This window comes from Candidatus Poribacteria bacterium, assembly GCA_021295715.1.
GTDB lineage: Bacteria > Poribacteria > WGA-4E > WGA-4E > WGA-3G > WGA-3G.
On sequence record JAGWBV010000011.1, the window covers coordinates 2329 to 17798 of the forward strand.

Below are 15470 nucleotides of genomic sequence, written 5' to 3' on the forward strand. Positions count from 1 at the left end.
CACCAAATGGCGACTTTACGGTTGGCCTCGCAGAAACCACACGCCATCTCTCAGCAGCCGGCTCATACACTTCAACGGGGGCAGGACGCCTATCACCCGCTTGCAAATCGGTCCCTCCAATGAGATAGATTTTATCCGCAACAACGACACTCGAAAATACCCATCTCAGATTTGGCATGTCAGGTTTCTGCCGCCATCGGTTCGTTTTGGGATGATACACTTCAATGGTAGTAAGCGCGGGGCCCCCTTGACCATCAGGCGGCCACCCAGACCCACCGATGGCGTAAAGGGTGTCCCGAATAACCGCTGCCTTAACGCCATCGCGTCGTGTCGGCACCATGTATCGGTCGCAGGATCATAGACTTCCACAAGATCGACGCGTCCTGGCTCCTCAGGCTTCTTGTCCCTTGGATGAACAGTCCCACCAATGGCATAGATTTTGCCAGCAACCACCCCGATGCCGAATGCCATACGGCGACGGGACATGTCCTGTTTTCTGACCCACGTGTCGGTTTCCGGGTCGTACATCTCAACAACATTCAGATTTTTTAAATTCACTCCCTTGTTGTCTTTCCCGACATATCCTGCCAAAACATAGATTTTGCCAGCAACAACAACTGTCAGCGGTTCAGATCGGGCAGTAGGGATATCAACAACTCTCTGCCACGTGTTGGTTTCTGGGTCATAGACTTCGACCAATGACATTCCAAAAGGACCCCGCCAAATACCAGGCTCATTTTCACGTTCAACACCCCGCAGATTTTCAAAGGGGGTACCACCGATGAGATAAATTTTACCCTCTACTACAGCGGTCGCGAATCCAACTCGTTGCGTTCGGAGTTCAGAGATCACCCGCCACTCGTCCGCAGCAGCATCTCCTATTGCAAAATGAGACAGCACCACAACGGTTCCCCATCCAACCATAACCGCTTGTAAAGACCGAAGTGTTTTGAACATTATTGATGCCTCCTTCTGAATGCAAACCGAATGTCAAGGATGTGCGGAAAAACTGAAGTGCTGTAGTGCCACAAGCCAGAAAACTGTTGATACCTTTGACCCTACGTTAACAGGTCTGTGTTTTTTTAACAAGGAAAAACGAAAAGTCCTCTATCCTCAAGAATCAACACCACCTAAATATTAATCTTTTGTAGCGTATCCTATTAGGTTGCACACTCTTATGCCCAAACTAACGGTTTATGCTACATAGTGGTAACTCGCGTTAAATATTATATTTTTTCAATTTCCTTTGCAACGTGCGTCTGCCGATCCCTAACACTTTCGCAGTTTCCGTCCGATTCTCATCAAGCCATGCTAACGTTTCACGGATGAACGCTTCTTCCATCTCTTCAAGCGTCGCCCCGAGCGGAACACCTACGATTTGCTCGTTTTCAGGCGTAGAAATACATTCGGAAACATCTGTATATTGCTTTCGGTAGGTCCGGATATTTTTTCGTAGATGCATTGGTAAAAGAACTTCATCTCTCGCCAGAGAAGCCCCTATCTCAATGGCGTTCTTCAATTCCCGGACATTTCCAGGCCAGGGATAGGCTTTGAGGAGAGTCAGTGTACTGGATGCTACTTGCAGAACCTTCGATTTAACGATCTCACGATGTTTTTCAAGAAAGTGGGCTACCAACATCTCAATATCCTCCCGTCGTTCTGACAACGGAGGTAGCGAGATAGAGGCAACATCTAACCGATAATAGAGGTCTTCACGAAACGTCCCATCTCTAACGGCTTGTGTGAGATCTCTGTTAGTCGCCGTTACAATCCGGACATCCATCGAAATTGACCTTTCGCCGCCAATTCGCTCAATTTTGTTATCCTCAATCGCTCTTAATAACTTCGGTTGCAGGGAAAGCGGCATCTCGCCGATTTCATCAAGGAAGAGTGTTCCCTTGTCCGCCCTTTCAAACTGACCGATACGCTGTGCCTCGGCACTCGTAAATGCCCCTTTCTCATGTCCAAACAACATACTCTCCAATAAACCCTCCGGCATCGCTGCACAGTTGACAGAAACCATCTCTCCCGATCTACCGCTGTTTTTATGAAGCGCACGGGAGACCAACTCTTTACCCGTCCCGGTTTCGCCAGAAATGAGGACTTTCATCGATGTCGCTGCGAAGTGCTCAATTTGTTTCAGGACTTCAAAAATCTGAGGACTATCGCCAATGATTTCACTGTAATCGCCACGTAATGTATTTCTTGACACTATAATTTGGGGCCTCCATATCAAGGGGTTACTGATTCAAGAAGACAGCACAATTGCTGTGTATCGAGTTGACATTCTTAAAGACCTGTTTTTTGATCGCATTTCGTGCATAAATGTCATAAAAACGAAAAAAATTGCGTTTTTATGGAGAAATGCTTGAGAGATATCCTGTTTCCTGTCTATGTGACACTGATCGTGCTTGAGCATCTACGCGATAAAAGCGATGTGGTATTGGAACGTATCTGTCCAAAGATACCCCATTGTCCAAACCTTAGTATAATAACCAATCACACTTTTTCAGGGACAAATTCAGTCCGATTTGGTATAATAATCCAAGTTGCTATCCATGTAAGTCGTGCAAGTAACTTCATTTACACTTTTGAATACTCCTCTCATAGATTAACTAAAACAACGTAAGTTTGACATAAGCGTATAGTTGGAGATCCTATACATTTTCACACGGACAGCGTTGGATTGTTGGGTTTCGCTGGGTCTGCTTCCATGAATGGTGTCGTTAAAAAGCAGTTTTTTTGGGGAAACCAAAGGGAGAGAACTCGAAAACGAAACCACCTACGTTATTAGAGGTAAAGTCTCCGACGCTACTGGCAACTCTACTGATGTCAGCGTAACCTTTGTAACCAAGGCTAAAGAATAAAAAGGACTTACGCAATTTTGAGCATCGTCCCACCCTGAAAGAGAGATCGTATAAAAAACGCAGACGGTTTCTTGACACAACCTAACAGGTTATGCTACAAAAGAGCAACGTGCGTAAGTCCTAATAAATTTAAGGTAGACTATGCAGAAATTAACGATTGATGGTGAAACGTATACAAGTTCAATAGGGATGCGGTTCGTCAGGATTGAACCGGGGACATTTATGATGGGTTCAGAGAATGCGGCCCTATCGGATGAGCTGACAGCTGGAAAAGCATACCTCCGAGACGGTGATTGGGATGAACAGCCGGTGCATCAAGTAACCCTCACCACACCGTTCTATATCGGCATTTTTCAGGTGACGAATGCACAATATGAGGCTTATGATCCCACACACCGTGCGTTGAAGAGTCTTCGGGACACGGGTTTCTCAAAAGAAGACAATGAAGCGGTTGTGTTTGTGGATTGGCACGATGCGACGCGCTTCTGTGAATGGCTCTCCGAGAAGGACGGACTTCCCTATCGACTGCCAACCGAAGCGGAGTGGGAATATGTGTGTCGTGCGGGAACAACAACCCATTTTCACACGGGTGATACACTCCCGCCTGAATTCCATAAAAACGTTGGAGAGAGTTGGTACCCGGATGCGGGGCGGGGCCGTGGCGCAGAAGAAATCGTGCCTTTGCATGTTGGGAAAACCCCACCCAACGCGTGGGGTGCATACGATATGCACGGGAACGTGGAGGAGTGGTGCCAAGATTGGTATGGGACTTACGAACCGGGTCCACAGACGGATCCAGTGGGTAGGGCAGAAGGTTTGTATCGCGTTACACGGGGTGGTAGTCACTCGACGTTACTCTGTTATCTACGCTCAGCGAACCGGATGGGAGCAGTACCAGAAGATAAGCACTGGTACATCGGATTCCGTGTCGTCTGTGGTGAGATGCCGCAAACTTCCCCGACACCGGCACCGAAAGTGGGGTTATGGGGACGCGATGTTAAACAGGAAAATAGGAGTGCTCCCGCGCCAGAATCCCCCTATTTTGCGGAACCGCTCACTTATGTTAAAATTTCTGAAGGTTCAAACGGACCGCTTTTTTCGGCGCATAATCACGTTCCGGCGATTACCGAATGTCCGAACGGCGATATGTTCGCAGCGTGGTATTCATGTGTGACAGAGCGGGGACGTGAATTGACAGTCGCCGCGAGCCGATTGCGCTTTGGCGAAGCCGAATGGGACCCCGCCGAACCTTTCTGGGGTCCGCCCGATCGGAACAATCATGCCACCTCTCTGTGGCGAAACGAGAATGGACGGATTTACCATTTCAACGGACTCTCAGCAGCCGCAACGTGGGGTCCGTTAGCGTTGGTGCTACGCCACTCCGATGATAACGGTGCGACTTGGTCGAAACCGCGCTTCATATCGCCAGAGCATCGGCTCCGACACATGCCGATCGCTTCTGTTTTCCGAAGGCAGGACGGTTCTATTCTCCTCGCTTGCGATGCGGTGAGTGGCGGAGACGGCGGCACCGCAATATGGCTCAGCGAAGACGACGGTGACACATGGTATGATCCGGGAGCAGGACAACCGATTCCCGAATTTGCCGATGGTAAACAGGGCGGATGGATCGCGGGTATCCACGCTGCTGTGGTGGAACTCACAGATGGCAAGTTGATGGCTTACGGCAGAGGTGATACAATCAACGAACGGATGCCGAAGAGTCTCTCCGCAGATGGGGGTCGGACGTGGCATTATAGTGCCAGTCCGTTCCCAGTGGTTTCAGGCGGACAACGGTGTGTGCTGCTACGACTTCAAGAGGGACCGATTTTTCTCGCGACCTTCACGGGAGATCGGAGGGAACCGACATCCATGCCGATCGTTGATGCCTCCGGCAATGAACGTCTCGTGACCGGACTCTTTGGGGCACTGTCTTATGACGATGGCGAAACATGGGAATGTATGCGACTGATTACGGATGACGGAGCAGATCGAGAGATCGACACGATGGATGGACGCCCCTTTACGATGGGACTAAACAGTGCCGAACTCGGTGGTTACCTCGCCGTTTGTCAAGGACAAAATGGGATCATCCATCTGATCAGTAGTCGTCAACATTACCGATTTAACTACACGTGGTTGAAAAAGGCACCCCCATCGAAAGTACGAGATTAATTATGAAGGGACTGGTTAAACAATCCCAATGCTTAGCTTTGGGTCCAACCGCGTTGGCTCGTGCTGGTGTCAAAAAAGATTTGACATTGGCTATAAAATGTGGTATGATTATAGTATCAGGTTGGCAGGCATTTCCAGCGTAACCACAAGGTTACGTGCCTGCCTCCCACTGGAAAGGGGATAAACACCTGATACCTGATAGACCCAATGATTGTATCACATAAAATAGCCTTAGACGCAACAGACGATCACTGCACGTGGTTTTCACAACAATGCGGTTATGCCCGTTTTGCGTTCAACCACGCTTTAGAGGACTACAACAACGAACCTCGTCACTGGAAGGAACTCAATAAGCGTTTCAATAGAGTCAAGCGTGGTATTGACTGGGCAGGTGGAATGGATCAACGTGCTGCGTTGTTTGGAATAAAGAACCTTGGAGACGCTATCAGTCGCTGGAAAAGCGGTCAAAATAGGAGACCGAAGAAAAAGAGACGGAAAGACCGTCAGTCGTATAGCACCGACCCGAACACAGTAAAAGTAGAATGGAAACGTATCAGACTCCCGAAAATCGGTTGGGTGCGTATGTATCAGAAGTTGCGACATAAGGGTGAGATTACAAAGGTAACCATATCAAGGACGGCACACCGTTGGTTCGTATCTCTAACGGTAGATACAGGAAAACCGAAGGAAACCCCACGAGACACACGTGGACTCCCTGTTATCGGCATAGACGTAGGTATCAACTCACTGGCGACCCTTGATACAGGTAAGCAGTATCCGAACCCAAGACCTTTGAAGAAGTATGAGAAAAAACTTAAGCATGAACAACGTAAATTGAGCAAAAAAGAGTTTCTATCGAATAACTGGTATAAGCAGAAACGTAAGGTGGAATGTATCCACTATAAGATCGCTTGTATCCGAAATGACGCTCACCATAAAGCGACTACAGAAATAGTCAATATGGCAAGCGTTATTGGAATAGAAACACTCAAGATTACGAACATGCTTAAGAATAAGAACCTCGCCAAAGCCTTATCAGATAGTGCATTAGGCGGGTTTCTCGCTCTGCTCAAATCAAAAGCAGAAATGCTTGGGATCCCCGTTAGAGAAGCTCCGCAATTTTATGCTTCAAGCAAGACGTGTAGCAACTGCGGGCATCAGAAAAAAGAACTCTCATTATCAGAAAGAACCTATCATTGTGACGAATGCGGTTCTTCTATAGACAGAGACGTAAACGCTGCAATAAACCTAAAAAATCTCGCCGTCGGGCAGGCGGAGAGTTAAAACGCTTGTGGAGTTTGTATAAGACCTCCACAAGGGAGGCAATAAACTGTGAAACAAGAACGGAGGAATCCCACTGCTTTAGCTGTGGGTGGTGTCAAACTCCCTTTTTTACATCAGGAAGTAGAAGTCAGTACCGATTTGCGAGATAGTAACGACATCCTTGACAATCCCGATGCCTTGCAGGAGCGAATGGCAACGGATGGGTATCTCCTCATTCGTGGATTACACGACACGGACGCGATCGGCACGGCGCGTCGACAGATTCTGGAGAAACTCGCAGCAAAAGAGATGCTCGCACCGGATACAGCATTGATGGACGGGATCTTTAACCCCGATTACCCCGAACCGACATCAACCGGCTCAATGGGAAACAAGGCATTGACGCAGATGCCAGCCTTCAAAGCGGTTGTTGAGGGTGAACCTATCATGAACTTTTTCAAGGGATTCCTCGGCGGCGATGCCCGAACGTTCGATTTCAAATGGCTGCGCACGGCGGGACCCGGATCAGGTTCCCCGATCCATTACGACATCGTTTTTATGGGCAGAGGGACACAAAACCTCTATTCTTGCTGGACTCCCTTTGGCGATGTGTCGCTGGACATGGGTCCGATTGTGTTCTGTCTCGGCTCCAACCGATTTGAAGAGGTTCGAGCGACCTACGGACAGTCAGACGTGGACAGAGATCTGATTGAGGGACATTTCAGCGATAAACCGCTTGAGATCGTCGAGAAATTTGGGGGACACTGGGCAACAACAACGTTTTCAGCGGGTGATGTTATCATTTTCAGCATGTTTCTGATGCATGCTTCACTCGTTAATACCTCTAACAAAGTTCGGATTACCGCAGACACCCGCTATCAGCTCGCTGCTGAACCTATTGATGAACGCTGGGTTGGAGAAAAACCGAAAGGGCATTACGCATGGAAGCAGGACGAGGCAAAGATTGAATCCTTGGAAAAATCACGACGGAGATGGGGTGTTTAATCGAGTGACACGTTCTCAGAAACACTTCTTCCATACAGATAGGAGTTCTTCGCTGGGACTTTATCGGTAGCCTACCTTACAAATATTTAAAACGGTAGCCTGCAACAATACGCAGAAATACTTTCTTCGCATTGGATTTTAGCGTTTGCAAAAACACGCAGGCGGATTTGAGAAACGCACTTCAAAGATGGAACGCACGTCAGTTAACCGCAAGGAAAAATTAAAATCTAAATTTCTACCTCTCCTTCTCATCCTGTTTTGTGGGGTTGCCCTCGGTGTCGGTATTCGGCATTACAAGGATAGCAGGCCTCCTGTCGTAGCGTGGGAGGTTTACTTCAATGAGGTCGATGCTGGGGACAGCCACGATTCGCTTGAGAACCGTCTCGTCGAGAAACTTATCACTGCGGCATCGCGAGTCGATGCTGCCCTCTATCATTTGGACTCCACACCAATAGCCGAGGGCTTAATCAAAGCCTACCGCCGCGGGGTCCAGGTCCGAATCGTCACTGAAACAGACAACATTGATGAGGAAGCAATTGCGCGATTGCAAGAAGTCGGCATCCCTGTCGCCGACGATGGAGATCCTGACAGTTACATGCACCACAAATTCATCGTGATTGATGAGCGATACGTCTGGACAGGCTCCTACAACACCACCTATAACGGCGCGTATAGAAACAAGAATAACGTAATATTCATCGATTCTGTCCCACTGGCGTATAACTTCACACAGGAATTCCGAGAACTGTTCCGGCAAATGCGGGCTGAGAAATCTTCTGGCGCGTCTGTTGTGCATCCGAAAGTGACACTGAGTGACGGGACGCAGATATTCACCTATTTTTCACCAGACAACGACATTATCTCGTCGCTTCTAAGAGAGATTGGATCTGCCAAGAAGTCGATTCACTTCATGGCGTTTTCGTTCACGCAAGATGACCTCGGTCGTGCGATGCGGAATCGTTTTGAATCAGGGATTGATGTACGAGGTGTGTTTGAAGAATGGCAGATCAGTCGATACTCCGAATTTAAACCGATGAAGGCGGCAGGTATGTCGGTTATTCAAGACAGGAATACGGGAACGATGCATCACAAGGTAATTGTTATTGATGAGGAGACCGTGATTACGGGTTCGTACAACTTCTCCAAAAACGCGGAAGAGCGCAATAGTGAGAATCTATTGATTATCAAAGGAAACCCCGATATTGCCCAAGCATACCTCGCCGAGTTCAATCGGGTTGCTCGTTAACGCTTTTCACCCAATATCACAGTACAATGTTCTTCGGCACCATTTCTACCGACCTTAAGGCGAACTTCAGTATCGGGTCGCTTGCTGACAACACATCTCAACAACTCGGCGTAGGAGTGCACAGGGACTTCGTTAAATTCGAGGATAAGGTCTCTGGGTAAAAGACCGCCCTTGTGCGCCGGACTGTTTTCAATTACACCCGTAACGAAGATCCCGAACTCGCCGACATCAACTTCAACACCGAGCCAGCCGCGAGCGACTTTCCCGTGTTCTATAATTTCTTTGGCAACAGCACGAACCGTCTCTATCGGCATAGCGAAGGTGATTTCCTGATTACGGATTCCCAACGGTGGCGACTGAAGCAGAAATTGTGTAATGTCTATATCGTCCTGCTTCTTGAACAGTACATCCGCAGGCGAATTCGTCCGGGTGGGTTCCGTCAAGACTGCGAGGATCATCCCAACGACCTCTCCTGATGTGTTTACGACTGCGCCACCACTATTGCCGGGTGTGACCGCGGCGTTGATTTTAATTAATTCTCCACACAATTGATTCGGCAAAGTATCCCAACCTCCGACAATACCGAAAGAGACAATGGGACTCTGTCCATAAGTGCTCCCTATTGTCACGACCCACGAACCGGTATCAATTTTTGAAGAATCACCCCACTTATGAGGCGATATGAGTTCAATCCACTCGCCAGATACCTTTGGTTCAACGACATCTGCTATTGGCGCGGATTCGTGCAGTGAATTTGCAATCCGAAGCACCGCAATATCAGAGAGTATATCCGTGCCGACCAATTTTGCCGAAGACACCTTTTTATCGTTAAAGATCACCTCAATCTTGCTTGGCGTTTCCATTTCAAAAGTGGTCGTCACAACGTGTCCAGCGGTGTCAATAACAATACCGGAACCGATATTTTGGCGCGTAAACGCCAACTTTTCTGTGTCCGATGGAAGCGGCACCGACATCACCTGTGTCGCGACAACCTTTACAACTGCCGGACGCGCATCAGTGACGACTCTCTGAAAATCCTTTTCAAGCCTCTGCAGGACGCTCTCATTCGCGAAGCCGGGAATGACGATAGAGAAAAGTAGACTCAGTAATCCAATTATCAATTGGTGTTTTAATTTTGGCATGCACATGCTTTACTTTCCTTAATTGCACATTTTGAGCAGCCTCTGGAAATCGCGAGTAAAACTCGCTCCTACAAAAAGAGGCTACGTATGCCTCGCTGAACTAAAGCCCACCCCGCGTGGAGGCGTTGGTATAACTCACCTGTTTTAAGACGTAATGTTGTTGCGTGGGTCGGACTGGCGTTGAGATAACACCACTCGGTAGACGTTGGCTCCTGTTTCCCACAACCCGTCGCGTCCCTACCGGTGAGGTTGCAACTTGGATTTCTTGAGACTCAGATGTTATCGCAGCTGAACGGGAGCCTCGATCAAATAGGAATCCGTCTTGATAGAGATAGGTACCAGTTATGGCGAGAATTATCGCCAGAATGCCACTGAATGCCCATACTGGACGGCGAAATACATCCAGCAGTTGTTTCCAATCTGTTGTCGCGATCCCCTTAACTCCACGGATCTCGCGTCGCTCTTCGTCGATCCGTTGTAGCACCGTCGGCATAAAGTAGGGTGAAGGCTCAATCTGTGGCAGTTGCTGGACGGCTTTAACAGATTCCTGGAATTTGGCATATTCCTGCTGACACGCCTCACACGCCGCAATGTGTTTCTCAAAACTCTGCAACGCCTGATAATCAAGTGTGTCCTCAAAATGATCGGAAAAATGTTCCTCAGCCTGTAGGCAGTTCATAATAAACGACTCCTATGAACATTAGATAAACGGTTTTAACTTATCCTTAAGCATGAGTCGGGCACGATTGATACGAGATTTCGTTGTCCCGCTCCGGAGCTCCAATACCTCACTGATTTCGTCGTAACTCAATCCCTGCAGGTCGCGTAAGACGAGCGGGAGTCTGTACTGTTCTGGCAATTCCGCGATCGCTTTTTGGATTGCGTTGCGTAATTCTTTACGTTCAAGTTCTACATCCGGTTGGAAAGTAGGATTCGCGGGCGCATTTGCGATCAGATCGATTTCTTCTGTGTCGTTGCCACCATCACTTCCGGTGTTCACCACGTTATCAACTCTGTATTTGTCCCGCCGCTCTCGATTTCGGATTTCATTTTTACAAAGGTTTTTAGCGATGTGATACATCCAGGTCTTAAAATGTGCTCGCCCGGGTTTATAACGATGCGCCGCTTTAAACATACGCATGAACGTCTCCTGCGCCAAATCCTCAGCGTTATCCCTATCATTGATGAACCGAGCAATAAAATTAATGAGCGGCTGCTGATGTCGGCGCACGAGAAGCGTAAACGCGCCTTCATCTCCTTTTTGGTAGCGTTGCATTAATTCATCATCTAAGTCAAGCATCAGGTTCCTCCGGAGGTGCTTATCCATAATATACACCGAACCTCAGATTTGGTTGCAATTTTTTTGGTGCATGAAAATGGAGACCGGAAATCAGATATATAGTAAAACCCGTAATTACTTATACACCAACGCAAGGGCGAGGTTACAAACCTCGCCAGCTGTGGAGGCTCTTGTTCACTGACGAACTGTAAACATATTTTTGGATTTTACTGTATTATGGTGCGTGTCTTGACCTTAAAACGGGTTTTCGTGTATGATTATTTTGATAAAGCACGACGCAATCCTACAAAAATTTAGCATATTTATACAGCGGATGTCAAATTCAGAATGGAACAATTGCTTTCAGATGGAGGTATACATGTTTGATCAGGTCTTACAAGAAGTCGAAGCACAGTGTAAAGAAGAGAGAATTCCAATGTTGGGGGAAGAAAAGGCGAAATTTCTCGCCGCTTGCGTTGAAAAGGCAAAACCGTCTCTCATTGTCGAATGTGGAACCGCTATCGGTTATTCCGGACTCTGGATGCTACGTGTGTTGAAAGCCGCTGGCACCGGACGCTTGATAACGATCGAGATAGATGCTGAGCGCGCCGCGCAAGCACGAACGAATTTCGAGCGCGCCGGAATGGCAGCCCTGGTTGACTCACGTATTGGTGATGCACAAGAAGTGCTCAAAAGCATTCAAGACCCTGTTGACTTTCTGCTCCTCGATAATAACTTCAACAATTACTTCCCGTGTTTTCAGGCAATTGAACCGCAGTTGACAAATCCCGCAACCGTTGTAGCGGACAACGTCGGTATCGGTGCCGAATCAATGGCAGATTACCTGTCGCACGTCCGAGAGCGTTATGAATCCGAAACACACTGGTTTGACATCGATCTTCCGTGGGTGAAACAGGACGCAATCGAAGTGAGCATTTATCGACGTTAGTTTTTTATTGTCTGAATCAGGATTCACAGGATTTTAGGATTTGCAGGATGGGAGATATTCCACGACTGACAACTGTTCTCTACAAAATTACCGAAATATTTTTAAACGTCATCTCACGTCTTCAATAAATACCGGTATTACCAAAGGAGTACGTTTGTATGGATTATGATTTTACGATCGTTGCACGGCTGCCTTCACCGGATGATAACGTTGCTATTGCCACACAAACCTTAGAAGGTGGCACGCGCATCCGTTATAGCGGTTCTAATGGGGAACAGCAGTTTCAACTATCGCATACCATCTTAGAAGGACATCGGTTCGCGATACAATCAATTTCGGAAAGCGAGCCGCTATTGTCATGGGGTCTACCTTTCGGTTTTGCTACACGTTCTATTTCCCCCGGCGATTACGTGTGCAATCAAAAGATGATTGATTCGTTATCAATTAGAAACCTACCCTTTGAATTGCCAGAGACCCCCAATTTCAGCGATAAAATGGCACCCTATCAATTAGATGAAGCAGAATTCCGCTCAGGAAAACAGGTGCAACGTCATGCAAATGAACGTCCCTTCTTGGGTTATCAGCGTCCCGGTAATCGTGGCGTTGGCACGCGAAACTATATCGTCGTTATGGGAACAACTGCACGAACCTCTGGCTTTGCGAGAAGACTCGCCGATATGTGTTCTGTAGGAGGGGTTTGTAACCCCGAGGCATTCCCCAACATAGACGGCATTGTCGCCGTAACGCACACGGAGGGTGGTGAAAGTCAGACTCCGAATAATATTGATATGCTGCTCCGAACGCTCGCTGGCTTCACCGTCCATCCGAATATCGGCGCGGTCCTGCTTGTTGATTACGGCACCGAGGCAGTCACAAACGAAATGCTCAAGGCGTATATGGCGCGCGAGGGATATGCTCTGGATGATGTTGTGCACCATTTCTATCGACTACAAGGCAGTTTCGACACCGATTTAGCCGGTGGTGCAGAAATTATTAACGGATGGTTGGACGGCGTAGACAGCGTCGCGCGCACCGAGCAATCCTTGGAACACCTCAAAATCGCCTTGCAGTGTGGCGGTTCTGATGCGTTTTCCGGTGTATCGGGGAACCCACTCGCTGCCTACGTTGCGAAAGAGGTTATCCGTTATGGTGGGTGTGCCAACCTTGCGGAAACGGATGAACTTATCGGTTCCGAGGCGTACGTGCTACAGAACGCCCGCGACCTACCGACAGCGCGTAAGTTTCTCAAGACAATTGAACGTTTCAAGGAACGCGTGGCGTGGCACGGACACTCCGCAGAGGGAAATCCATCTGGGGGTAACAATTTTCGTGGACTCTATAACATCGCCATTAAATCGATCGGTGCGGCGATGAAACGGCACCCTGAGGTCTGTTTGGATCATGTCATTGACTACAGCCAACTGATGGAGAAACCGGGTTACTATTTCATGGACAGTCCCGGCAACGATCTGGAGAGCATCGCTGGACAGGTTGCATCAGGTTCTAACATGATTTTCTTTGTCACTGGGAACGGCTCGATTACCAACTTCCCGTTCGTACCGACCCTTAAAATTGTCACGACGACAGGGCGATATGAAATGCTTGAAAAGGACATGGACGTAAATGCGGGTGCGTATCTCGATGGCACACCGATGGAAGAACTCGGTGAGTCTATGCTCAACTTGACGGTGGACGTGGCATCAGGTGAACGTTCTGTTGGTGAAAAAGCCGGGCACTCGCAAGTCTCGCTGTGGCGCGATTGGAAGCAGACGGGTCCGGTGGATTTAAATCCGTTGTTGACAGACTCCGAATTGAAGCCTGGCGAACCGATTCCGATCGAAACCCGCGAAGTAGCCGCGAGTTCTCAGGAATTGCAATTCAGCGCACTTCAAACAGAAGATGGATGCCGTACGGATCAAGTGGGACTGATTTTGCCGACCAGTCTCTGTTCTGGACAGATTGCACAGATGATTGCGCACCGTTGCAACGAACGGAGAATTGGAGAAAAGCAAGGCATCTCGCGTTTTGTTGCCCTCCCACATACAGAAGGGTGTGGCGTCTCCGGCGGACGGTCAGAGGAGATTTACACCCGCACGATGATTGGACACCTCACGCATCCGACGGTTGCCCTTGGTTTACTCCTCGAACACGGTTGTGAAAAGACACACAACGACCATGTCCGACATGAAATCCAAAAACTCGGCATATCGGCGGAACGCTACGGTTGGGCGAGTGTGCAATTAGATGGCGGCATTGATGCAGTTATTGAGAAGGTGCAAGACTGGTTTTCGGAGGAACTTACGGATAAACCGACTGTTCCGGTTGTCGATGCGGGATTAGAACACCTCTGTATAGCCGTAACATCAACTGGAATAGCGACTGAAGAAGTCTCGGAGTCTCTGACGCAATTGACGCATAGAGTTGTCGTTGCGGGGGGAACGGTCATCGTGCCAGCAAATGCGGAATGGCTATCAGCAGTCAGCGGTCAGCCGTCAGTGGGTCGTCTGACAAACACACGGAGAACTATTACACCGACGTTGGCGTATGGGCAGCGGGTTGAGAAGCCGGGCTTCCATATCATGGAAACACCGACCGATCAGCAGACGGAGACGCTGACAGGGTTAGGCGCGACGGGTGTGGATCTGGCACTTGCGCATATCGTCGGGGCACCTTTACAATCGCATGTAATGGTCCCACTGATTCAGGTCTCTACAGATGCCACAACACAAGCCAACTACGGTGCGGATTTGGATTTGGAGACTGCTGATGTTGACGAGTTGTTAGCGTTAGTTATAGAAGTGGCTTCGCGGCAGTATACACCGAAGTTGCATGGTAAAGGGAATACGGATTTCCAGTTGACGCGAGGATTATTGGGAATTTCAATGTAATCAGATAAGACCTCTTTTCTTGGCACGGTATCTCAGACTGTGTTATAATTTTATGGCAATTTCAAGTCGAGAAATAATTAAAAGGCTAAAAAAAGAAGGTTGGACATTGGTTCATGTTGTTGGTAGCCATCACCACTACAAGCATCCGGACAGGCCCGGCAGAGTGACCGTTCCTCATCCCAAGAAAGACCTGAGAAGACAGACATTGTTGAGTATCTGTGGACAAGCAGGTTGGAATGGATGGGACCCGAATTGGAAGAAAAACAGAAGAACACGAGGTATGCTATGCAGAGGGATTACCCAATTGTTATTCACAAAGATCCAGACAGTGACTATTGTGTAACTGTGCCAGATTTGCCCGGTTGCATAACTGCTGGGGATACACTTGATGATGCACAAAACCAAGCATTGGAAGCTATACAATGCCATATCGAAGGCATGCTGCTTGATGGCGAACCCATTCCTGAAGCGAAAGAGATTGCATTTCACCAAAACAATCCAGATTATGTTGATGGCACGTGGAAGTCTGTCGCAATAACTTTGCCTGATATTTCCGAAATTCAGGTGCGTCACTCTGGCCGGATTCAAAGATTTCTCCAATGGTTCAACCGAACGACTCAAACTATTCGATGAGAGTGGTCTACGCCGAGTTAACCGGA

The 15470-nt window shown here is 48.3% G+C and carries 13 protein-coding genes; 8 read left to right on the top strand and 5 right to left on the bottom strand.

The genetic code is table 11. The features are described from left to right. Positions 1-165: 165 nt before the first annotated feature. Positions 166-957, bottom strand: coding sequence for a hypothetical protein (locus J4G07_04955; GenBank protein ID MCE2413330.1), 792 nt, complete (start codon positions 955-957; stop codon positions 166-168). Positions 958-1219: 262 nt separating this feature from the next. Next, on the bottom strand, positions 1220-2212 hold the full coding sequence (locus J4G07_04960; protein ID MCE2413331.1) for a sigma-54-dependent Fis family transcriptional regulator: 993 nt from the start codon (positions 2210-2212) through the stop codon (positions 1220-1222). A 796-nt stretch (positions 2213-3008) separates the two neighbouring features. Between J4G07_04960 and J4G07_04965 the strand changes: the two genes are divergently transcribed. The 4 genes from J4G07_04965 (at position 3009) to J4G07_04980 (ending at position 8553) form a co-directional block, all read left to right on the top strand. Continuing rightward, positions 3009-5039, top strand: a complete 2031-nt coding sequence (locus J4G07_04965; GenBank protein MCE2413332.1) for an SUMF1/EgtB/PvdO family nonheme iron enzyme — start codon at positions 3009-3011, stop codon at positions 5037-5039. Positions 5040-5246: 207 nt separating this feature from the next. Beyond that, entirely contained in the window at positions 5247-6323 is a 1077-nt protein-coding gene (locus tag J4G07_04970; GenBank protein ID MCE2413333.1) for a transposase, read from the top strand. Positions 6324-6512: 189 nt separating this feature from the next. Continuing rightward, positions 6513-7307 carry a phytanoyl-CoA dioxygenase family protein gene (locus tag J4G07_04975; GenBank protein MCE2413334.1) on the top strand — a complete coding sequence of 265 codons (795 nt, stop codon included), beginning with the start codon at positions 6513-6515 and terminating at the stop codon, positions 7305-7307. Positions 7308-7452: 145 nt separating this feature from the next. After that, entirely contained in the window at positions 7453-8553 is a 1101-nt protein-coding gene (locus tag J4G07_04980) for a DUF1669 domain-containing protein (GenBank protein MCE2413335.1), read from the top strand. On the opposite strand, the gene J4G07_04985 is transcribed toward J4G07_04980, so the two are convergent. From J4G07_04985 to J4G07_04995, 3 genes are all read right to left on the bottom strand, one after another. After that, positions 8550-9695, bottom strand: coding sequence for a trypsin-like peptidase domain-containing protein (locus J4G07_04985; protein ID MCE2413336.1), 1146 nt, complete (start codon positions 9693-9695; stop codon positions 8550-8552). The two genes, J4G07_04980 and J4G07_04985, sit on opposite strands and share 4 nt — an antisense overlap. Before the next feature lie 100 nt (positions 9696-9795). Then, positions 9796-10374, bottom strand: a complete 579-nt coding sequence (locus J4G07_04990; GenBank protein ID MCE2413337.1) for a zf-HC2 domain-containing protein — start codon at positions 10372-10374, stop codon at positions 9796-9798. A gap of 21 nt (positions 10375-10395) precedes the next feature. Continuing rightward, complete coding sequence (locus J4G07_04995; GenBank protein ID MCE2413338.1) at positions 10396-10995, bottom strand: sigma-70 family RNA polymerase sigma factor; 600 nt, start codon at positions 10993-10995, stop codon at positions 10396-10398. A gap of 358 nt (positions 10996-11353) precedes the next feature. Here J4G07_04995 and J4G07_05000 point away from each other — a divergent pair, with 358 nt between their 5' ends. The 4 genes from J4G07_05000 to J4G07_05015 all read left to right on the top strand — a co-directional run bounded on the left by J4G07_05000 (position 11354) and on the right by J4G07_05015 (position 15444). Then, positions 11354-11923, top strand: a complete 570-nt coding sequence (locus J4G07_05000; protein ID MCE2413339.1) for a class I SAM-dependent methyltransferase — start codon at positions 11354-11356, stop codon at positions 11921-11923. A 158-nt stretch (positions 11924-12081) separates the two neighbouring features. Next, complete coding sequence (locus tag J4G07_05005; GenBank protein MCE2413340.1) at positions 12082-14811, top strand: UxaA family hydrolase; 2730 nt, start codon at positions 12082-12084, stop codon at positions 14809-14811. 52 nt (positions 14812-14863) lie between these two features. Further along, the gene (locus J4G07_05010) at positions 14864-15154 is read left to right on the top strand and encodes a type II toxin-antitoxin system HicA family toxin (protein MCE2413341.1); all 291 of its coding nucleotides are present in this window, start codon (positions 14864-14866) and stop codon (positions 15152-15154) included. Further along, positions 15097-15444 carry a type II toxin-antitoxin system HicB family antitoxin gene (locus J4G07_05015; protein ID MCE2413342.1) on the top strand — a complete coding sequence of 116 codons (348 nt, stop codon included), beginning with the start codon at positions 15097-15099 and terminating at the stop codon, positions 15442-15444. The genes J4G07_05010 and J4G07_05015 overlap by 58 nt, the downstream gene beginning before the upstream one ends. The last annotated feature ends 26 nt before the right edge of the window (positions 15445-15470 follow it).